General features: G+C 69.1%; 15 protein-coding genes. 10 read left to right on the top strand and 5 right to left on the bottom strand.

Annotated elements, in window-relative coordinates; all coding sequences use genetic code 11:
• The first annotated feature begins 87 nt into the window (after nt 1-87).
• Nucleotides 88-759, top strand: a complete 672-nt coding sequence (locus ACNQS7_RS06920; protein WP_418011984.1) for a hypothetical protein — start codon at nt 88-90, stop codon at nt 757-759.
• Here ACNQS7_RS06920 and ACNQS7_RS06915 read toward each other — a convergent pair.
• Nucleotides 746-3,388, bottom strand: a complete 2,643-nt coding sequence (locus ACNQS7_RS06915; protein WP_418011983.1) for a PE family protein — start codon at nt 3,386-3,388, stop codon at nt 746-748. The genes ACNQS7_RS06920 and ACNQS7_RS06915 overlap by 14 nt on opposite strands.
• Nucleotides 3,389-3,888: 500 nt before the next feature.
• Here ACNQS7_RS06915 and ACNQS7_RS06910 point away from each other — a divergent pair, with 500 nt between their 5' ends.
• Nucleotides 3,889-4,584 (top strand): hypothetical protein, encoded by a 696-nt coding sequence (locus ACNQS7_RS06910; RefSeq protein ID WP_418011982.1) that lies wholly within the window; start codon nt 3,889-3,891, stop codon nt 4,582-4,584.
• 17 nt (nt 4,585-4,601) lie between these two features.
• Here ACNQS7_RS06910 and ACNQS7_RS06905 read toward each other — a convergent pair whose 3' ends face one another.
• From ACNQS7_RS06905 to ACNQS7_RS06895, 3 genes are all read right to left on the bottom strand, one after another.
• Entirely contained in the window at nt 4,602-5,297 is a 696-nt protein-coding gene (locus ACNQS7_RS06905; RefSeq protein WP_418011981.1) for a GAF and ANTAR domain-containing protein, read from the bottom strand.
• A gap of 104 nt (nt 5,298-5,401) precedes the next feature.
• A complete protein-coding gene (gene car / locus ACNQS7_RS06900) occupies nt 5,402-8,902 on the bottom strand; it encodes a carboxylic acid reductase (RefSeq protein WP_418011980.1) in 3,501 nt (1,166 codons plus the stop codon).
• A 141-nt stretch (nt 8,903-9,043) separates the two neighbouring features.
• Complete coding sequence (locus ACNQS7_RS06895) at nt 9,044-9,508, bottom strand: MarR family winged helix-turn-helix transcriptional regulator (RefSeq protein ID WP_418011979.1); 465 nt, start codon at nt 9,506-9,508, stop codon at nt 9,044-9,046.
• 57 nt (nt 9,509-9,565) lie between these two features.
• On the opposite strand from ACNQS7_RS06895, the gene ACNQS7_RS06890 reads away from it, so the two are divergent.
• Entirely contained in the window at nt 9,566-10,399 is an 834-nt protein-coding gene (locus ACNQS7_RS06890; RefSeq protein WP_418011978.1) for an alpha/beta fold hydrolase, read from the top strand.
• 64 nt (nt 10,400-10,463) lie between these two features.
• On the opposite strand, the gene gabT is transcribed toward ACNQS7_RS06890, so the two are convergent.
• Nucleotides 10,464-11,804, bottom strand: coding sequence for a 4-aminobutyrate--2-oxoglutarate transaminase (gene gabT / locus ACNQS7_RS06885; RefSeq protein WP_418011977.1), 1,341 nt, complete (start codon nt 11,802-11,804; stop codon nt 10,464-10,466).
• 238 nt (nt 11,805-12,042) lie between these two features.
• Here gabT and yajC point away from each other — a divergent pair, with 238 nt between their 5' ends.
• The 7 genes from yajC (at nt 12,043) to ACNQS7_RS06850 (ending at nt 20,756) form a co-directional block, all read left to right on the top strand.
• Nucleotides 12,043-12,399 (top strand): preprotein translocase subunit YajC, encoded by a 357-nt coding sequence (yajC, locus tag ACNQS7_RS06880; protein WP_418011976.1) that lies wholly within the window; start codon nt 12,043-12,045, stop codon nt 12,397-12,399.
• A gap of 117 nt (nt 12,400-12,516) precedes the next feature.
• Nucleotides 12,517-14,385, top strand: coding sequence for a protein translocase subunit SecD (secD, locus tag ACNQS7_RS06875; RefSeq protein WP_418011975.1), 1,869 nt, complete (start codon nt 12,517-12,519; stop codon nt 14,383-14,385).
• A 3-nt stretch (nt 14,386-14,388) separates the two neighbouring features.
• Complete coding sequence (secF, locus tag ACNQS7_RS06870; protein WP_418011974.1) at nt 14,389-15,675, top strand: protein translocase subunit SecF; 1,287 nt, start codon at nt 14,389-14,391, stop codon at nt 15,673-15,675.
• 5 nt (nt 15,676-15,680) lie between these two features.
• The gene (locus ACNQS7_RS06865) at nt 15,681-17,333 is read left to right on the top strand and encodes an ABC transporter substrate-binding protein (protein WP_418011973.1); all 1,653 of its coding nucleotides are present in this window, start codon (nt 15,681-15,683) and stop codon (nt 17,331-17,333) included.
• A 25-nt stretch (nt 17,334-17,358) separates the two neighbouring features.
• Nucleotides 17,359-17,865: an adenine phosphoribosyltransferase gene (locus tag ACNQS7_RS06860; protein WP_418015917.1), complete on the top strand. Its 507-nt coding sequence runs from the start codon at nt 17,359-17,361 to the stop codon at nt 17,863-17,865.
• A 27-nt stretch (nt 17,866-17,892) separates the two neighbouring features.
• Nucleotides 17,893-18,351: a hypothetical protein gene (locus tag ACNQS7_RS06855; protein WP_418011972.1), complete on the top strand. Its 459-nt coding sequence runs from the start codon at nt 17,893-17,895 to the stop codon at nt 18,349-18,351.
• Between the two features lie 44 nt (nt 18,352-18,395).
• On the top strand, nt 18,396-20,756 hold the full coding sequence (locus ACNQS7_RS06850; protein WP_055578380.1) for a RelA/SpoT family protein: 2,361 nt from the start codon (nt 18,396-18,398) through the stop codon (nt 20,754-20,756).
• Nucleotides 20,757-20,777 lie beyond the last annotated feature (21 nt).

The following is a 20,777-nucleotide window of genomic DNA, read 5'->3' as shown; positions in this document are numbered from 1 at the left end:
CGGCGTCTGCGCGTTCGGATGAGAAGACGGCTGCTTTAACGCCTCGGGGTCCGGGTACCCACCCCGGTACCTACCGAGGGAGATGTCATGAAAACCATCGAGGACCGCCCCACCCGGGGACGAATCCCACGCTCGCGTGGCGCCGTGATCGGATTGCTGCTGGTGATCCTGGGCGCATGGGGAGCACTGATCCCCTTCATCGGCCCGAACTTCGACTTTTCCTACACACCCGGCCAGGCCTGGACCGCCGCGCGCGGTTGGCTGGAGCTATTGCCCGGCGTGGCCACCGCGGTCGGTGGCCTGTTGCTGATCGTCTCGCGTAATCGCGGCAGCGCCATGCTGGGTGGCTGGCTGGCGGCGCTGGGCGGAGCCTGGTTCGTCGTCGGCCGCACCTTCGCACCGTTGTCGGGCATCGGCTCGGTCGGTGACCCGGTGGGCGCCACCGACCGCAAGCGCGTCGCGGTGGAACTCGCGTACTTCTCCGGCTTGGGCGTCCTGATCGCCTTCCTGGCCGGGGCCGCTCTGGCCCGGATGGCGTTCCGGTTGGCGCGCGACGTGCGCCCCGTCGAGCCCGTCGCGCATCCGGTGGAACCGGCTACTGCGGAGCCGCAGTACAGCGGGTTGGTCGAGCCCGAACGCGAGGTGTCGACCGACGCTCTGACCACACCGCGGGACCGGTTCGGGCCGGCCGACGGTGAAGCCGAGACTCGGCGTGGCGGTCTGTTCCGGCGGCACCGCGCGCCGGTCACACACCGCTAATCCTGTTGTCTAGGCTGCGCGGTCCGACCCCGTTGATACCGGCGCCGCTGGTGCCGCCTCGGCCGCCGCTACCGCCCTGGCCGCCCTGAACGCCCTGGGCCGGGTTAACCGGGTCGCTTGGGCTGCTCGCGCCGGTTGCACCGTTGCCGCCGTTGCCGCCGAGGCCGCCGGTGCCTCCGGTGCCGTGGGTGCCGGCCGCGCCGCCGTCCACTTGAGTCCCTGCCGCTCCGGCGGTGCCACCGGTGCCGCCTTGGCCGCCGCTGGCGCCGGTACCGCCGCCGACGGTGGCGGTGAACCCGTAGTTGCTGCCGCCGTTGCCGCCGGTGCCGCCGGTGCCGCCGCGCCCGCCGTCGCCGGCTTCGCCACCGCCGGCGCCGTTGATGCCGGCGCCGCCGGTGCCGCCTTGGCCGCCGGTGCCGCCTTGGCCGCCTTGGCGGCCGGCGCTCGGGTTGAGGATGTCATCGGAGCCGTTGGTGCCCGCAGCACCGTTGCCGCCGTTGCCGCCGAGACCACCGGTGCCCCCGGTGCCGTGAGCGCCGGCGGCGCCGCCGTCGATACGGGTGCCGGCGGCTCCTGCGCTGCCGCCCGTTCCGCCTTGTCCTCCTTGGCCGCCCATGCCTCCGCCGGTGGCTCCGGTGGTGGTGGTGCCGGTGTTGGTGCCGCCGTTGCCACCGCCCCCGCCGCGCCCGCCGTGGCCGCCGTCGCCGGCTTGTCCGCCGCCTGTGCCGTTGACCCCGGCGCCGCCGGTGCCGCCGGCACCACCGGCACCGCCTTGGCCGCCCTGGTTACCAGCGGTTGGGCTTCCAATGGAGTTCGTGCCCGCGGTGCCGGTGGCGCCGTCGCCGCCCGTGCCACCGTGTCCGCCGGTGCCGCCGGTGCCGTTGGCGCCGACAGTCCCGCCGTCCGTGACGTGGCCGGCTGCGCCGGCGGTGCCGCCGGCGCCGCCTTGGCCGCCCGCGGCGCCCATACCGCCACCGGTGGCTCCGGTCGACGTGGTACCCAGGAAAGAACCACCGTGGCCGCCCCCACCGCCCTGACCCCCGGAGCCGCCGGCACCAGCCTGGCCGCCACCGACCCCGCCGATCCCGGCCCCGCCGTCGCCGCCCGTACCGCCGGCGCCGCCCCGGCCGCCCTGCAGGCCGACCGAGGGCGCGGCGCCGGAGTCGGTGCCGTTGGCTCCGTCCGCTCCCGACCCGCCTGCCCCACCCGCTCCGCCGGTCCCGCCGGTGCCGACGCTGCCGTCCGCACCGCGGTCCACTCCGGTTCCTGCGGCCCCCGCGGCGCCGCCGGCGCCGCCATGCCCACCGTCAGCGCCCGTGCCGCCGCCGGCAGCGCCGGTGGTTGTCGTGCCGGTGGCACTGCCGCCGTTGCCGCCGGCACCGCCACCGCCACCGGTGCCGCCCTGGCCGCCGGCACCTCCGTTGAGGCCGCCGATACCCGCGCCGCCGTTACCTCCTTGGCCGCCGGCGCCGCCTTGGCGGCCCTGCCCGCCGGTCGTCGGCGCCGCGTCGGAGCTGCCGATCGCCCCGGCGTCGCCCTGGCCACCGGTACCGCCGGTGCCACCGACGCCGCCGGTTCCGGCGCCACCCGCGTGACCAGCCGCCCCGAGGTAGCCCCCGGATCCGCCGGCTCCTCCCACACCTGCCGCGCCGCCGTGGCCGCCGGTACCGCCGTTGCCGCCGTCGGCGTCGAACCCCACGCCGGTGCCGCCGGACCCACCCTGGCCGCCGGCTCCGCCGAGTCCGCCGGCCCCACCGGCCCCACCGGCACTCATCAACCCGTAGCTGGCTCCGCCGTCGCCGCCGGCCCCGCCGGCTCCGCCGGCGAAACCGAGGCCACCCTGGCCGCCCTGCGGACCCGCTCCCGCGGCGCCCCCAGCGCCGCTTGCGCCGCTACCGCCGATTCCGCCCGCGCCGCCGGCTCCGGCGCCGCCGCCGAACAACGCCCGTCCTGCCCCGCCCAGGCCGCCGGTCCCGCCGGCCCCGCCGTCACCCGTGACCCCGCCACCGCCGGTGCCTCCGGCGCCTCCCACGCCGCCGAAGCCACTCAGCAGACCACCGGAGCCGCCGGCCCCACCGGTACCGCCCGCCAGACCAGGCGCGCCCACGCCACCGGCGCCGCCCGCGCCGCCGTTACCGAACAGGCCCGCGTCACCACCACGCCCACCGCTCAAGCCGGGCGCGCCCGATCCACCGGCGCCGCCGTTGCCCCAGAGAATCCCGCCCGCCCCGCCTACCGCCCCGGTTCCTGCGGCGCCATTTACACCGTCTCCGATCAGCGGGCGCCCCAGAAACGCGTTGGTCGGCGCGTTGATCAAGCCCAGCACGTTCTGTTCAAGGACGTTGAGGGGTGCCGCGTTGAGCGCCTCGGCCGATGCGTACGCCTGCGCGCCAGCGGCGACGGTTTGGGTGAACTGGCCATGGAACTGGGCCACTTGCGCGCTGAGCGCCTGGTATTCCTCGCCCAGGGCGCCGAAGAGACGCGTCACCGCAGCAGAGACCTCATCACCGCCCAGCGCGGCGATGCTCGTCGTGAGGGGCGCCGCGCTCGCGCCCGCGGCCCGCAGTACCTCTCCGATGCCGCGTAGATCGCTTGCCGCTGCGGCCAGGGTCTCAGGTGTAGCGGTCACGTAAGAAGACAAATCCGGCTCCCTCGACCTCGCGTGTGGCAGATCCCCGACGAGACTGCGCCGCGAACGTTATCGCGCCCTAAGCGTTATTTCAGCAATTTCGACAATTTGCATACAAAATCGAAGAGCTACGCTCGTGGGTGCAGTGTCTTCGTGACGCCTCGCTCTACAGGTGCACCGATGGGGGAGTCGGCCCTCATCAGGCCGTAAGCAGCGTAGCGACGTAAAGACCGTTATCACAAGCATTTTGAGAGCGCGATACGGAGCCTCCGTCGTGCTGGCCTGCTATCTCGGATCGATGATCGGAAGACGCTGGAAACGCGTTTTAGAATCATTTTTCAATTTATTCGTCATTTCGCTGAGGGGTATAACACTGTTCAGCAACGTCCTTGCACGGTCAGGGGGCAGTGAATGACGAACGCCCGTTAAGCGGCGTGCCGTGCCGAAGCGACCCGAAGCCGTCGCCGGTTACTTCGAGCGATGTCGGGTACCCGCCGGCCATGAAAAATCCAGAGCATGAACACCCCGGCCGGCTGCAGATGCCCCGCTCCCGCGGCGCTGTCAGCGGATCGCTGCTTGTCCTGGCAGGTGTTTGGGGAGGGCTGATCCCCTTCCTGGGGCCGCGGTTCGATTTCGCCTACACCCCTGCCCAGGAGTGGGCATGGACCACCGCGCGCGGCTGGTTCGAAGTGCTCCCGGGCGCGGCGGCGGTGCTCGGCGGACTACTTCTGCTCGCTTCCCGCAACCGCGTCGGTGCCACGTTCGGCGGCTTGCTGGCGGTGCTGGCCGGCGCCTGGTTCGTTGTCGGCCCCCGGGTGGCACCGCTGATGCGCCTCGGGACGATCGGTGATCCCGTCAGCGCCACTGAACGCAAGCGTGCCGTGCTCGAACTTTCCTACTTCACCGGTTTGGGCGTACTGATCGTCCTCGTCGGCGGGTTCGCGGTGGCCCGCACCTTCGCCCGCTTGGCACGCGACATTCCGGCGCCGGTGCCCGCTGAGCCCCGCCGTGCGGACGCAGCCGTGACGGTACCGGCGGCGGAAGCGGTGTCGTCGGAAGCGGTGACCACGCCGCGCGGTGACCGGGTCGCGCCGGAGAACGACCCGCGGCGGTGGCGGGAGGTCCGTCGTCCACGGGAGCGGGTCGGCGCGGGACGCAGCACCGCCTATCTGCGGTGGCCCCACCCGCAGGGATGACTCCGCGAAGGCAGCGGTCAGTGACTCCCGCGGGTGTCGATGACTCGCTGCGCAATGTCGACCAGCGAGGTGTTGCTCTCCTGGGACAGCCGCCGCAGCATGTCGAAAGCGCGTACGTCGTCGACATCGAAACGCTCCATGATGATGCCTTTGGCCTGGCCGATGCGGTCTCGGCTCGCCACCGCGGACTGTAGGTTCTCACTCTGGTGGCTGGCCATCAGGGCGGCGGCGGCGTGGGCGGCCAGCACCATGCCGATCGTCTGCCGCTCGGCGTCCCACTCCGTCGGCTGATACCCGAACAGGTTCAGTGCGCCGGCGGTGCGTTCGTGGGTGTAAAGCCGGAAGGAGAGTCCACTGAGCACGCCGAGCTTCTGGACGGCGGCAGAGTAGGCCGGCCATCGCGTTTCGTCGCGGAAGTCGTTGGTGCGCACGACGTCGTAATCCGACGACGAGGCCGCTTCAATACACGGCCCCTCGTTCAGGGTGTGCTGCAGTTCGTCGAGTTCGTGCGGCAGCGCGTCGGTGGCGGCAACCGAATCGAACCGCCCACCTTTGCTGATGAGCAAGATGCCGGCGGTATCGACACCGGGGATCAGTTCGACTGCCGCCGCGGTGACCTCGGTCAAGATGTCTTCGGCTCGGCGGGGTGCGGCGACGAGGCGCGCCAACTCGGCCATGCGCACGGCCAGATCATGCTTGGACGGCTCAGACATGGCCTGGAGTTTGCCCCTCTCGTCCGGCCGTCAAACCGAAGGCCTTGACTCAACCAGAGCAGGCGCCCGGTCTCGACGACCGAACGCCTGCTCCGGTGTGGCGATTACAGCAGCCCGAGTAGCCGCAGATCGCTCACGTACTTGGCGATGATCGCCGGTGTGACATGCGGGATGTCCTTTTCAGGACCGATCTTCGCCTCCTGCACCGCCGTGCGGAAGACGTCGGTGGGAGCGATCGACCCGTTGATGGGCTTCTCCGGCTTCTGGTAGTTGTGCAGCAGCGGCAACAGCGAGGCACTGCGCTGCTTCTCAGGCAGGCCACGGAGGGCGGTCTCGAACCGCTGCAACCACTCGCCGTAGTCGGTGATCCGCTGGATGGCGCATCCTCCCGAGATCATCCAGTCCACGAACTCATCGAAGCCGATGCCGTCGTCGTAGGGGTTCATCACGTGGTAGGTCGCGAACCCGTCGCCGCTCTGTGCCCCGAGCACCGCCACCGCTTCGGCGATGAACTCGACCGGCAGACCGTCGTAGTGGGCGCGCTGCCGGTTGCCTTCGCCGTCGAGTTCGTAGAACGAACCCGGCGCGATGCCGGTAGCAGCCAGGCTCAGGATCGTCCGGGTGAACATGTCCGGCACGTTGAGCTGACCCGCCCAGGTGGTGTCGGCCAGGATCATGTCGCAGCGGAACACCGCCACCGGCAGGCCACACAGGTCATGCGCCTCGCGCAGCAGCACCTCGCCGGCCCACTTGCTGTTGGCGTAGCCGTTGGCGTAGCCGTCGTCGATCTGGCGTGTCGCGCTGATCTGCCGGATATCGGCGTCCTCGGTGAACGCACCCGGCGCGATCCCGCCGCCCACCGCGATCGTCGAGGTGTAGCTGAAGGGCTTGATCTTGGTAGTGAGCGCCAGCCGGATCAGCTCCGCGGTACCCAGCGCATTCGGCCCGAACAGCTGGCTGTAGGGCAGCACGTGGTTGACCAGCGCAGCCGGGTCCACGATCACGTCGACGGTGTCGGCCAACCGCTGCCAGGTCACGCGGTCCAGGCCCAGGTCGGCCTCACCTTTGTCACCGGCCAGGACCTCGAGGTGCTTGGCGGCCAGCCCCTGGTAGTGGGCCAGCAGCTTGGGGTCGCCGCTATCGAACGTGGCGTCCAGCCGGGCGCGCGCGTCCTCGTCCGACTTCGCCCGCACCAGGCAGATCACCTTGCCGTCGACCAGGGCCATCCGCTGCAGCCATTCCAGCGCCAGGTAGCGGCCTAGGAAGCCGGTGGCTCCGGTCAGCAGCACGGTGCGCACCTGCTCGCTGGGTGCCGGCAGGCCGGGCGCGGCGGCCAGGGTGTCGGAGTCGATGAACTTGTCCAGCGTGAGGTCACTGGCATGCACCTCGACGGCGTCCCGGCCGTGCACCGAGGCGAAAGTAGGCCGCTTCGAGCCGGGCTGACGCTCGGCCTCGATGTAGGTCGCCAGCGCCTGCAGGTCATTGGCCGGGCTGACGATGACGCCCACCGGCACCTCGACCCCGAAGATCTCCTGCAGCAGGTTGGCGAAGGTCAAGGCGGACAACGAGTCCCCGCCCAGGTCGGTGAAGTGCGCGTCGGGGGACAGGTCGCTGCTCGCGGTGCCCAGCATCGCGGCCGCGGCCCGGCTCACCGTCTCCAGCACCGGTCCCTCGGCCCCGGCGCGCCGCAGCTCGCTCAGCTCGCTGGCCTGGCCGGCGGCCAGGTCGGCATACAGCTGCTCCAGCCGCTCGCCGTAGTGCGCCTTCAGCTTCGGCCACGCCAGCTTGCGAATGCCGGTCAACAGACCGTTTTCCAGGGTGAACGGGGTGGTCTCGATGATGAAGTCGCGTGGCACCTCGTATGACTGCAGCCCGGCCTCTCGCGCGACGTTCTGCAGCGAGTCGGCGATCATCGGCTTCAGCGCGTCGACATCATGCGCGGCCAGTGCATCCTGCGTCGGCACCACCACAGCCAACAAGTAGGGGTGGGCGCTGTTGCCGTAAACGTAGATCTGCCGGACCAGCGGGCTGTTGCCGAAGACGGCCTCCAGCTTGGCGACGGTAACGAACTCACCCTGGGCGAGCTTGAGTACGTTGTTGCGACGGTCGACGTAGCGCACCTGATCAGGGCCGACCTCGGCGACGACGTCGCCGGTGCGGTAGTAGCCGTCTTCGTCGAAGACGCTGGCCGTGATCTCCGGGCGCTTGTAGTAGCCGGGGAACAGGTTCTCGGTCTTGAGCAGCAGCTCACCCCGCGGGTACGGCTGGTCGGTGGTGAAGTAACCGAGGTCCGGCACGTCGACCAGCTTGTAGTCGATCACCGGCGGGCGCTGCACCTCGCCGTCGAACAGCACCATCCCGGCTTCGGTCGATCCGTAGCCGTCCAGCAGGTGCATCTCCAGTAGCTCTTCGGCCCACTTCTTCAGTTCGGGGGAGGTGGGCGCCGATCCCGTCATCGCGAAGATGAAGCGTCCGCCGAGCAGGTTCTCGCGCTGGTCGACGAGCACCTCGGCCTCGACCGCCGCCCGGTCGCCACCCTCCAAGAGCCGGCGGTCCACCTCGCTCTGGAATTCGCCGTACAAGGTCTCCCAAATACGCGGCACGAAGTTCATCTCGGTGGGCCGCACCAGGGCCAGGTCTTCCAGGAAGGTCGACAGGTCGCTCTTGGCGGCGAAGTACGCGGTGCCGCCGTTACCGAGCGTGCCGTACAGGATGCCGCGACCCATGACGTGGCTCATCGGCATGAAGTTGAGGGTGATCGACGCGGCGGTCGGTCCGAACCAGTTCTTGGCCGACCGGCGGAACATCTTGCCGACGTTGCGCTGCGGGTACATCGCGCCCTTGGGGGCGCCGGTGCTGCCGGAGGTGTAGATCAGCAGGGCCAGCGCGTCGTCGGCCAGTTCCGCGTGCGGTTGCGCCGGGGCATCGGCGCCGCGCCGCAGGACGTCGGCCAGCGTCTCGACCACCACTCCGGTGCCGGACAGGGCGGCCACCGCGCCTTCCAGGGCTTCACGCTCGTCGTCGACCTCAGGGTGGTAGTCGAACACCACGAGCTTCGCGGGGGCTTCGGCCGCTCCGCGGATCAACGCGACGGCGTCGGTCAGCTGGTTCGCGCTGGCCGCGATCAGACTGGGCTCGGTCTCGGTGACGATCGGCTGCAGCTGGGCGATCGCCGCGCTGGTCTGCAGCGGTACCGACACCGCGCCGATCTGGCCGAGCGCCATGTCGATGGTGGTGTAGTCGACGCTGTTGAAGCCCAGTACGCAGACGCGGTCGCCGGTCTGAACCGCGTCGACCAGGGCTCGGCCGACGGTGGCGATCCGGTCACCGAGCTGGCGGTAGGTGATGGTCTCGAATCGGGGGAGCAGGCTCAGCGAGGTGCGTCCGGTTGCCGGGTCCGCAACGAACTCCACTGCCCGCTGGCCCAGTGCCGGCCGGTCGGCGTAGCCGTCGACCACCGTCTGAATGACCTGGGGCAGCCGCAGGTCCGGGTTCTCCAGCGCCTCGGCCACCACCGGGTCGGGCTGGGCGGCGGCGAACTGGGGGTCGGTGGCAGCGAGCTCTTCGGCGCGGCGGGCGATCCGCTCATCTTGTGTGGTCGTCATATCAGATCCTCTTTGAAATGAACCGGAGAAGAATGAAATCTAGGTGGCGCGACATTGCGCTGACAGAAAGAACGTTAGCTAAAGTAAAGATATTCCTCAATGAGGAACCGCTGCATGTTGCCTGTGAATTACGCCACCAGGTCAGGCCCGGGAGTCGTCCGGATCGAGTGCGTCGAGCAGCCGCTGCATGGTTGTGCACATGTGCGCGAACTCGGCGGCCCCCACCAGCTGTGACCATCGTGACTCGATATCGGCCACCCGATTTCCGGCGTCGGCGAGCAGGCGTTGGCCGCGCTCGGTGAGGTCGATGAGTTTGGCGCGGCCGTCGTCAGGGTCGGGCCGGCGGGCCAGGTATCCGAGCGCCGCAAGGTCGTTCACCAGTTCCGATGTCGCGGCGAGGCTCAGCTGCGCCCGTGCCGCCAGTTCGGTGAGGCGGATGCCGCCCATCCGGATGTTGCCGAAGATCTGCAGGTGCGGATCGCGGATGTCCCCGTAGCCCTGCTCGACGTGCGGCGCGGCCAGATCATTGCGGAACTGTCTGGTGAGCCGCACCAACAGCTGGCCGATCGCTTGCCTATCCGGAGGCAGATCGCTTGACGTAGCCACGGTGACCGAAGATACTACGGATACCGAAGTTTCGGTTTCCGAAGTAAATGAGGCGCCATGTCCAATCTGACTGACGAGTTCGTTCCCACGGGGCTGGGACGCCTGCACGTGCTGCGCCGGGGTAGCGGACCGGTGACTGTGCTGTGGCACAGCTTGTTCCTGGACTCCCGGTCGTGGGCGCCACTGATCGATGCGCTGGCCGAGGTGGCTCCACGGCGCACGATCGTGGCCGTCGACGGGCCGTCGCATGGCCGCAGCGCACCGGTTACCCGCGACTTTACGTTCGACGACTGCGCGCGCGTTGCGGCCGAAGTCCTGGACGGACTCGGCATCGATGAGCCCGTCGATTGGGTCGGCAACGCGTGGGGCGGCCATGTCGGCATCCTGCTGGCCGCGACCCAGCCGCATCGGTTACGCACCCTGACCACCATCGGCACCCCCGTGCACGGCATCGACGCCCGATTCCGCCTCACCAAGGGCTGGCCGTTGGTTCTGCTCTATCGACTGTTCGGGGCGACCCCGTTGGTGTGCGATCCGTTGTCGGTGGCGCTGTTGGGGCCGGACGGTCCCGCAGAGGTGATGGACGCGTTCCGCCAGGCCGACCGGAGCGGGATGTATCACGCCGCGCGCTCGATGATGCTGAAGCGGCCCGACCTCCACCAGCGGCTGCCGCAAATCGCAGCGCCGACCCTGATGCTCGCCGCTCACGACGACGACGAAGGCTGGCCGCCGGAACAGGCGCGGGCAGCCTGCGCCATGATGCGCGACGCGCGGTTTGGCGTGGTGAGAGGTGGCGGCCGGGTGGCGCCACTGCTGGTGGATCCACAGACGATCGCCCGGACGCTGGTCGAGTTCTGGGGGAGCGCGTCGCCGCCCGCGCCGCGACACTGAACGTACGCACAGGACACGCCGGGAAAGGTGTGCGTGCTGCAAGTCTCGACGGCGGCCGGCGCCCTCAAAGCTCGGCGAGCAGCCCCGTCAACACCTCTACACCTTCGGTCAGCAGCTCGTCGGTGATGGCCAGCGGCGGCAGCAGCCGGATGATGTTGCCGAACATCCCACAGGTCAGAACGATGACCCCGGCAGCGTGCGCCGCGGTCGCCACCCGCGAAGTCAACTCGGGGTCGGGGTCGGAGGTGCCGGACTTCACCAGTTCCATCGCGATCATCGCGCCGCGCCCGCGCACGTCACCGACCCGGTCGTCGGCGGCCTGCAACCGGAGCAGCGGTTCGGTGATCAGCCGCTCGATCTGCTGGGCCCGCTCGATCAACCCCTCGTCCTCGATGGTCTTGATGGTGGCCAGTGCCGCCGCGCATGCGACGGGGTTGCCGCCGAACGTCCCGCCCAGTCCGCCGGCGTGTGGGGCATCCATCACCTCGGCCCGGCCGGTGATCGCCGACAGCGGCAGCCCGTCGGCGATGCCCTTCGCCGTCACGATGATGTCGGGCACGATGCCCTCGTGCTCGCAGGCGAACATGGCGCCGGTGCGCGCGAAACCGCTCTGCACCTCGTCGGCGATGAACACCACGTCGTTCTCACGGCACCAGCGCAGCAGCGCGGGCAGGAAGCCCTCGGCCGGGACGATGAAACCGCCCTCGCCCTGGATCGGCTCGATGATGACGGCCGCCAGGTTCTGGGCGCCGACCTGCTTGTCCATCACGCTGATGGCGCGGGCCGCGGCCTTCTCTCCGTCGGTGGCCAGTTCCTTGTCGAGCAGTCCGTCCCGGTACGGATAGGACAGGGGAGCGCGGTAGATCTCCGGCGCGAACGGGCCGAAACCGCTCTTGTAGGGCATCGACTTGGCGGTCAGCGCCATCGTCAGATTGGTCCGGCCGTGGTAGGCGTGGTCGAACGCGACGACGGCCGACCTACCGGTGTACGCCCTCGCCACCTTGATCGAGCTCTCCACGGCCTCGGCGCCGGAGTTGAACAGCACCGAGCGCTTCTCGCCCTCACCCGGGGTGATCCGATTCAGCTCCTCGGCCACCGCGACGTAGCCCTCGTACGGCGTCACCATGAAACAGGTGTGGGTGAACTCGGCGACCTGCCGGCGCACGGCGTCCACGACGGGCGGTGCCGCATTGCCGATCGTGGTGACCGCGATACCGGAACCCAAATCGATCAGCCGGTTCCCGTCGACGTCCTCCACGACGCCCCCACCCGCGCGCGCCACGAACACCGGGAGGGTCACCCCGACGCCGTGCGACACCGCCTGGGTACGCCGCTTGTTGAGCTCCAGCGACGCGGGACCCGGGATTTCAGTGGCCAAATGACGGCTCTGCTCGAGGCTGGCCACGGACTCCTCCTCCCGCGGACGCGCAGGTCACGTCGCGATCAAGAGCCTAGCCGGTGACCGGTGCGCAAGCGGCTTCAGCCGCGGCCGGCGCCAGCGGGGTCGATGCCGGTCGGTTTGCGACCTGCGGGAATGGCACACTGGACCCTTAGCGACGTGAGCGAGCCCGGGTCAGACCGGCGCCACCCCCGGATTGTGCGGGGGATTTCGAGCACTACCGATACGAAAGACAGGCCTGTTGATGGAGAGTTTTGTCCTGTTCCTGCCGTTCCTGCTCATCATGGGCGGGTTCATGTACTTCGCGTCGCGACGGCAACGCAAGGCGATGCAGGCCACCATCGACCTGCACGAATCGCTGCAGCCGGGGGATCGGGTGCACACGACGTCCGGCTTGGAAGCGACCGTTGTCAGCTTCACCGACGACACCGTTGACCTCGAGATCGCACCCGGCGTTGTCACGACCTGGATGAAGCTGGCCGTGCGGGACCGGATCCTGCCCGACGACGACGAGGACTACGACGTCGAGAGCGCCGCGGTGGAGCTGGGCGAGGACGAGACCGCCGACTCGGAGTCCGGCCGCGTCATCAAGGATTCCTGACCCGTACCGACCGCCGCGTGCGCGACACTGGTCGCGACGAGGCACGTAGTCTTTGCGGAGGCTCTGTCCGGGGCTGGACGGATCTTCAAGACCGATTCTCAAGGAGATAGAAGGAACGTGGCATCGTCTTCGGCGCCGGTGCAGCCTGCCCGCTATCTGTCGGTGTTCCTGCTCATGCTCGTCGGCGTCTACCTGCTGGTGTTTCTGACCGGGGATAAGAAGGCAAGCCCGAAGCTGGGCATCGACCTGCAGGGCGGCACCCGCGTGACGCTGACGGCGCGAACCCCGGACGGCTCGCGGCCCAGCCGGGACGCGCTGGCGCAGGCCCAGCAGATCATCAGCTCCCGGGTGAACGGGCTGGGTGTCTCCGGCTCGGAAGTCGTCGTCGACGGTGACAATCTGGTCATCACGGTGCCCGGCAGCGACGGCAACGAGGCGCGCGACCTCGGGCAGACGGCGCGGCTCTATATCCGTCCGGTGCTGAACTCGATGCCGGCCCAGAAGGCGCCGCAGGAGCCCAAACCGGGGCAGCAGCCTGCTGGGGGCGAGCCGGGGGCCCCCGCGCCTGGCGCTCCGGGCGCACCGGCGCCCGAACCCGGTGCACCGGCGCCCGCGCCTGGCGCGCCCGGCGCGGCCGTTCCCGCGCCACCACAGTCGGGTGCCCCCGCACCGGCGCCACCGCGCGGGCAGCCCAGGCCCTATCCGCAGGACCCCGCGCCCAGCCCGTCGCCCGCTCCCAGCCCCGCTCCCAGTCCCGCACCCGCGCCGGGCAATTCGCCGGCGCCCAGTCCGGCCCCCGCGCCGTCGCCGACGGGCGAGGCCCCGCCCACCGACGTTCCCGCCGCCCCGGACCCGCGCAAGGATCTGGCTGAGCGCATCGCGCAGGAAAAGAAGTGGCGCCAGAACACCAGCCAGTACATCCAGATGATCGCGCTGCAGTTCGAAGCCACCCGCTGCGACAAGGACGACATCCTGGCCGGCAACGACGACCCGAAGTTGCCGCTGGTCACCTGCTCGACGGACCACAAGACGGCCTACCTGCTGGCGCCCTCGATCATCAGCGGCGACCAGATTCAGGACGCCACCTCCGGGATGAACCAGAGCAGCCTGGGCTACGTGGTCGACCTGCAGTTCAAGAGCGCCGCGGCCAACGTGTGGGCCGACTACACGGCTGCGCACACCGGCACTCAGACCGCCTTCACGCTGGACTCCCAGGTGGTCAGCGCGCCGATGATCAGGGAACCGATCCCAGGCGGGCGGACCCAGATCAGCGGCGGCGACCCACCGTTCAGCGCGGCCACCGCCAAGCAGTTGGCCAACGTCCTGAAATACGGTTCGCTGCCCCTGTCGTTCGAATCATCGGAAGCCCAAACTGTCTCGGCGACACTGGGTTTGACGTCGCTGCGAGCCGGCCTCATCGCCGGCGGGATCGGCCTGCTGCTGGTGCTGGTGTACTCGCTGCTGTACTACCGGGTGCTGGGGGTGCTCACCGCGCTGTCGTTGGTCGCTTCCGGGGCAATGGTTTTCGCGATCCTGGTACTGCTGGGCCGGTACATCAACTACACCCTGGACCTGGCCGGGATCGCGGGTCTGATCATCGGCATCGGTACCACCGCCGACTCGTTCGTGGTGTTCTTCGAGCGCATCAAAGATGAGATCCGCGAGGGCCGTTCATTCCGGTCGGCGGTCCCGCGCGGGTGGGCCCGGGCCCGCAAGACCATCGTGTCCGGTAACGCCGTGACCTTCCTGGCGGCCGCCGTGCTGTACTTCCTGGCGATCGGACAGGTGAAGGGATTCGCGTTCACCCTGGGGCTGACCACCATCCTCGACCTCGTGGTCGTGTTCCTGGTGACCTGGCCGCTGGTGTATCTGGCCTCCAAGTCCGCGCGACTGGGCAAGCCGGCGTACAACGGCCTGGGCGCAGTCCAGCAGGTCGCACGCGAGCGCCGGGCGTCGAGTTCGGCCGCCAAGACGGGACGGGGTTAAGCCATGGCGTCCAAGCCCGAAGCCAAGACCGAAGTCATCGAAGCCGACGACGACTCGAAAATCACTGGGCCGCAACACAGTTTCCTCTCACGGTTGTACACCGGCACCGGCGCCTTCGAGGTCGTCGGGCGCCGCAAACTCTGGTACGGCATCAGCGGGGCGATCATGGCGATCGCCATCCTGGCGATCCTGATCCGAGGGTTCACCTTCGGGATCGACTTCAAGGGCGGCACCACGGTCTCGATGCCGTCCGCGGGTACCTCGGGCACCATCCAGGTCACCCAGGTCGAAGATGTCTTCCACCGCACCATCGGCAAGGACCCCGAGTCGGTGGTCACCGTCGGCAAGGGTTCGTCGGCCACCGTGCAGATCCGGTCCGAAACCCTGTCCAACGAGCAGACCGAGAAACTGCGCAACGCGTTGTTCGACGCGTTCCACCCCAAGGGCCCGGACGGTAATCCGAGTAAAAAGGCCATCAGCGACGCTGCGGTATCGGAAACCTGGGGCGGCCAGATCACCAAGAAGGCGGTGATCGCGCTGGTGGTGTTCCTGGTTCTGGTCGCCGTCTATATCACCGTGCGCTACGAGCGTTACATGACGCTGTCGGCGCTGGCGGCCATGATCTTCGACATCACCGTCACCGCCGGCGTGTATGCGGCGGTGGGCTTCGAAGTCACCCCCGCCACGGTGATCGGGCTGCTCACCATCCTCGGGTTCTCGATCTATGACACCGTCATCGTGTTCGACAAGGTGGAAGAGAACACGCACGGCTTCCAGCACACCACCCGGCGCACCTTCGCCGAGCAAGCCAACCTCGCCGTCAACCAGACGTTCATGCGGTCGATCAACACCAGCCTGATCTCGGTGCTGCCGGTGCTCGCGCTGATGGTGGTGGCGGTATGGCTGCTGGGCGTCGGCACGCTGAAGGACCTGGCGCTGGTGCAGCTCATCGGCATCATCGTGGGCACCTACTCGTCGATCTTCTTCGCCACGCCGCTGCTGGTGACCATGCGGGAACGCACCGAGCTGGTGCGCACGCACACCCGGCGGGTGCTCCGGCGACGCAGTGCCGGCGCGGTCCCCGAGAAGCCGGCCGCCAAGGACGCCAAAGCAGAGCCCGCCGACGGTGACGCCGAGGACGCCGATGACGCCGCAACGGCGGAACAGGCCACCGAGGTCGTCACCGTCAGCAAGCCGGCGGCCACCAACAAGCCGGCACCCGGTGCGCGACCTGCGCGTCCGACCGGTACGCGGCGTCCCACCGGCAAGCGAAACGCCGGCAAGCGGTAGGCCGGATGTCCACCTGGTCTCGCTGGCGGGGAGCCATGCTGGCCACTGGCGTGACGGCAGTGCTGGCGGCGTCCACGGTCACCGCGTGCTCGGGCAGCGCCGCGGGGCGGGTCGACTATGTCGTGGACGGCGTGCTGTCCACCTACAACACCAACACCGTGATCGGCGCCGCCTCGGCGGGTGCCCAGGCGTTCGCCCGCACCCTCACCGGCTTCGGCTACCACGGGCCCGACGGGCAGGTCGTCGCCGACCACGACTTCGGCACCATCTCGGTAGTGGGCGGCTCGCCCCTGGTGCTGGACTACCAAATCGCGGACAACGCTGTCTATTCCGACGGCAAGCCGGTGACCTGCGACGACCTGGTGCTGGCCTGGGCGGCCCAGTCCGGGCGCTTCGGAGGGTTCGACGCCGCCACCCAGGCCGGATACGTCGACATCGCGAACATCGAGTGCACACCCGGCCAGAAAAAGGCCCGGGTCTCGTTCATCCCGGACCGCGGCGTCGTCGACTACACCCAGCTGTTCACCGCGACCACGATGATGCCGTCGCACGTCATCTCCGACACCCTCGGCACCGACATCACCACGGCGTTGCTGACCAACAAAGGCGCGGTGGTCGAGCAGGTCGCGAAGGTGTGGAACAGCACCTGGGACCTCAAGCCGGGTATCGATCTCAAGCGGTTCCCGTCGTCCGGGCCGTACAAGATCGAGCGCGTGCTGGACGGCGGTGCGGTGGTGCTGGTGGCCAACGACCGCTGGTGGGGCGCCAAGGCGATCACCAAGCGGATCACCGTCTGGCCGCAGGGCGCTGACATCCAGGATCGGGTGAACAACCGCAGCGTCGACGTCGTCGATGTGGCGGCGGGATCGTCGGGGGCGCTGGCCACCCCGGACAACTACGAGCGGGCCGATGCGCCGTCAGCGGGCATCGAGCAGCTCATCTTCGCCGCGCAGGGCCCGTTGGCGACGAGCGCCGCGCGGCACGCGTTCGCGCTGTGCACACCACGGGACGCGATCGCCCGCGACGCGGGCGTGCCGGTCGCCAACTCGCGACTCTCCCCGGCGGCCGAGGACGCGCTGTCCGCGGCCGAGGGCGCCAACGAGGCGGCCCAGTTCAGCAAGGCCGACCCGAACGCGGCGCGGGCCGCGCTGAATAACGTCGCGCTGACGGTGCGGATCGGCTACCGCGGGCCGAACGCCCGGCTGGCCGCCACCGTCGGGTCCATCGCCGCCTCGTGCGCACCGGCCGGCATCACCGTCTCCAACGTGACGCTGGACACCTCGGGCCCGCAGGCGCTGCGGGACGGGAAGATCGACGTGTTGCTGGCCAGCACCGGGGGAGCCAGCGGCAGCGGGTCCACCGGATCGTCGTCGATGGATGCCTACGACCTGCACGGCGGCAATGGCAACAACCTGTCGGGCTATGCAAACCCGCAGGTGGACGGGATCATCGGCGCGCTGGCGGTCTCGGCGGATCCTGCCGAGCGGGCTCGATTGCTGGCCGAGGGCGCGCCCATTCTGTGGGGCGATATGCCGACCCTGCCGTTGTACCGGCAGCAACGCACCTTGTTGATGTCGAAGAAGATGTACGCGGTGAGCCGCAATCCGACGCGCTGGGGGGTCGGCTGGAACATGGACCGATGGGCACTGATGCAATGAGGCCGCGGTGAGCACTGTCCCCGCCATGATCACGACGCTGTCCCGTACCGTCCCTGACTTCCCGGAACCCGGCGTCCTGTTCCGTGACCTCACCCCGGTATTCGCCGACCGGGACGCGCTGGCCGCGATCACCGACGGCCTGGCAGCCGCCGCGGTCGGCTCCGACCTGGTGGCGGGCATCGATTCGCGCGGTTTTCTGCTTGCCGCGGCCGTCGCCACCCGGTTACGCACCGGCGTGCTGGCGATCCGCAAAGGTGGCAAACTCCCGCCGCCGGTACTGAGCGAGGACTACGAGCGGGAGTACGGCGCGGCCACCATCGAGATCCCCGCCGACGGGATCGAACTGGCGGGCCTTCGGGTCACGGTCATCGACGATGTGCTGGCCACCGGCGGTAGCGTCGGCGCCGCGCAGCGGTTGCTCGAGCGGGTCGGCGCTCACGTCACCGGTGCGGCGGTCGTCATGGAGCTGGAGGCGCTGGGCGGCCGTGCGGCGATCGCGCCGTTGCCCCTGCACAGCCTGAGCCGCGCATAGCAGTCAGCTAACGGGAAGGAAAGCGTGATGGGTGGCAAGGGTGTCGACGGCGCGGCCAACCCGCGGCCACGGCCTGCCGGGGTCAGCGATGCCACGGTAGAGGCGGTCGGGTCGGTGACCGAAGCGCTGGAGTGGGTGGAGCGGGCCCGCGGCCACCTGTACTCGTTTCACCAGCTCATGGGACACGCGGACCTGCTGCTCGGCGAGGCCTGCGACAAGTTGCGTGCCGCCGGGCACGACGACATCGCCCGACGGCTCGAGGAAGACATGGTGGGCCGCAACGTGCTGCAGGGACGCTGGACCTTCCAGATCGTCGAGGAATTCGACGACGACTACTGGTCGCCGTTCCGCGACCATGAGCGCCGGATCCGTGACGAACTGCAGGCCGGCATGCGGCACATCTTCGAGTCCGAGATGAAAGAAGACCGCCGCACCGTCGGCCGTCGACACCACGAGGCCCGCCCTGACGGAACACCGGATACCTGAACGACCCGTGCGGACCAGATATCCTCTAAGCGGAGGTGACTGACGTGGCGGAAGACCAGAGCACGTTGCAGGCTGCCGCGCCACCGACCGAACCGCTGCCCGTCGCGGACATTCCCGAGCCGCCGGTAGAGCCGCTCAAGACCACGACCAGCGCGTCCCGCCGAGTCCGGGCCCGGCTGGCGCGACGGATGACGGCCCGCAGCGGCGCCATCAACCCGGTTCTGGAGCCGCTGATCGCGGTGCACCGGGAGGTCTATCCGAAAGCGGATCTGGCGATCCTGCAGCGGGCCTACGAGGTCGCCGACCAGCGGCACGCCACCCAGTTCCGGCACTCCGGTGACCCCTACATCACCCACCCGCTGGCCGTCGCCAACATCCTGGCCGAATTGGGCATGGACACCACGACGCTGGTGGCCGCGCTGCTGCACGACACCGTCGAGGACACCGGGTACACCATCGAGCAACTGTCCGAAGACTTCGGCGAAGAGGTGGGCCACCTCGTCGACGGCGTGACCAAGCTGGACCGGGTCGTGTTGGGCAGCGCCGCCGAGGGCGAGACGATCCGCAAGATGATCACCGCGATGGCGCGCGACCCGCGGGTGCTGGTGATCAAGGTGGCCGACCGGCTGCACAACATGCGCACCATGCGTTTCCTGCCGCCGGAGAAGCAGGCGCGCAAGGCCCGCGAGACACTGGAAGTGATTGCGCCACTGGCGCACCGGCTCGGGATGGCCAGCGTCAAGTGGGAGCTGGAGGATCTGTCGTTCGCGATCCTGCACCCGAAGAAATACGAGGAGATCGTCCGGCTGGTCGCCGGTCGCGCGCCGTCCCGCGACACCTACCTGGCCAAGGTGCGCACAGAGATCACCAACACCTTGAACGGATCGAAGATCAAGGCGACCGTGGAGGGCCGGCCCAAGCACTATTGGTCGATCTACCAGAAGATGATCGTCAAGGGCCGCGACTTCGACGACATCCACGACCTGGTCGGGATCCGCATTCTGTGCGACGAGATCCGCGACTGCTATGCCGCTGTGGGCGTGGTGCATTCGCTGTGGCAGCCGATGGCGGGACGGTTCAAGGACTACATCGCCCAGCCCAGATACGGCGTGTACCAGTCGCTGCACACCACCGTCGTCGGCCCGGAGGGCAAGCCGCTGGAGGTGCAGATCCGCACCCGCGACATGCACAAGACGGCCGAGTTCGGCATTGCCGCGCACTGGCGTTACAAGGAAGCCAAGGGCCGCAACGGCGTTCCGCACCCACATGCCGCCGCCGAGATCGACGACATGGCCTGGATGCGTCAACTGCTCGACTGGCAACGGGAGGCCGCCGACCCCGGCGAGTTCCTCGAGTCGTTGCGTTACGACCTTGCGGTGCAAGAAATCTTCGTGTTCTCGCCCAAAGGTGACGTCTTCACGCTGCCGACGGGATCCACGCCGGTGGACTTCGCCTATGCGGTGCACACCGAAGTCGGCCACCGCTGCATCGGGGCCCGGGTCAACGGACGACTGGTGGCGCTGGAGCGCAAGCTCGAAAACGGGGAAGTCGTAGAGGTTTTCACCTCCAAGGCCCAGAATGCCGGGCCGTCGCGGGACTGGCAGCAGTTCGTGGTGTCGCCGCGGGCGAAGTCGAAGATCCGGCAGTGGTTTGCCAAGGAGCGCCGCGAAGAGGCGCTGGAGGCCGGCAAGGAAGTCATGGCCCGCGAGGTGCGCCGTGGCGGACTTCCGTTGCAGCGCTTGGTCAACGGCGAGTCGATGGCCGCGGTGGCCCGCGAGCTGCACTACGCCGACGTGTCGGCGATGTACACCGCGATCGGGGAGGGGCACGTCTCGGCCCGCCACGTGGTGCAGCGACTGCTGGCCGAACTCGGTGGCCTCGACCAGGCCGAGGAGGAACTGGCCGAGCGGTCCACACCGACGACCATGCTGCGCCGTCCCCGCAGCACCGAAGATGTGGGTGTCTCGGTCCCCGGCGCACCGGGTGTGCTGACCAAGCTGGCCAAGTGCTGCACCCCGGTGCCCGGCGACCAGATCATGGGATTCGTCACCCGCGGTGGCGGCGTGAGTGTGCACCGCACCGACTGCACCAACGCCGCATCGCTGCAGCAGCAGGCCGAGCGCATCATCGAGGTGCTGTGGGCGCCGTCGGCCTCCTCGGTGTTCCTCGTGGCGATTCAGGTCGAGGCGCTAGACCGCCACCGCCTGCTGTCGGACATCACCCGGGTGCTCGCGGACGAGAAGGTGAACATCCTGTCGGCGTCGGTCACCACGTCAGGTGACCGGGTGGCCATCAGCCGCTTCACCTTCGAGATGGGCGACCCCAAGCACCTGGGACACCTGCTCAATGTGGTGCGCAATGTCGAGGGCGTGTACGACGTGTACCGGGTGACGTCAGCTTCGTAGGACGACTCAGGCGGATCAGGC

Origin of the sequence: Mycobacterium sp. 23, from assembly GCF_048287075.1 — a bacterium.
Lineage (GTDB): Bacteria > Actinomycetota > Actinomycetes > Mycobacteriales > Mycobacteriaceae > Mycobacterium > Mycobacterium gordonae_B.
This window is presented reverse-complemented; position numbering and strand designations above follow the sequence as displayed.

Excerpts from the sequence above, each read along its gene's own strand:
- car (WP_418011980.1), bottom strand. The coding sequence starts at position 8,902 with ATGACGACCACACAAGATGAGCGGATCGCCCGCCGCGCCGAAGAGCTC.
- ACNQS7_RS06905 (WP_418011981.1), bottom strand. The coding sequence starts at position 5,297 with ATGTCTGAGCCGTCCAAGCATGATCTGGCCGTGCGCATGGCCGAGTTG.
- secF (WP_418011974.1), top strand. The coding sequence starts at position 14,389 with ATGGCGTCCAAGCCCGAAGCCAAGACCGAAGTCATCGAAGCCGACGAC.
- ACNQS7_RS06860 (WP_418015917.1), top strand. The coding sequence starts at position 17,359 with ATGATCACGACGCTGTCCCGTACCGTCCCTGACTTCCCGGAACCCGGC.
- ACNQS7_RS06865 (WP_418011973.1), top strand. The coding sequence starts at position 15,681 with ATGTCCACCTGGTCTCGCTGGCGGGGAGCCATGCTGGCCACTGGCGTG.
- ACNQS7_RS06890 (WP_418011978.1), top strand. The coding sequence starts at position 9,566 with ATGTCCAATCTGACTGACGAGTTCGTTCCCACGGGGCTGGGACGCCTG.
- yajC (WP_418011976.1), top strand. The coding sequence starts at position 12,043 with ATGGAGAGTTTTGTCCTGTTCCTGCCGTTCCTGCTCATCATGGGCGGG.
- ACNQS7_RS06910 (WP_418011982.1), top strand. The coding sequence starts at position 3,889 with ATGAAAAATCCAGAGCATGAACACCCCGGCCGGCTGCAGATGCCCCGC.
- ACNQS7_RS06920 (WP_418011984.1), top strand. The coding sequence starts at position 88 with ATGAAAACCATCGAGGACCGCCCCACCCGGGGACGAATCCCACGCTCG.
- ACNQS7_RS06855 (WP_418011972.1), top strand. The coding sequence starts at position 17,893 with ATGGGTGGCAAGGGTGTCGACGGCGCGGCCAACCCGCGGCCACGGCCT.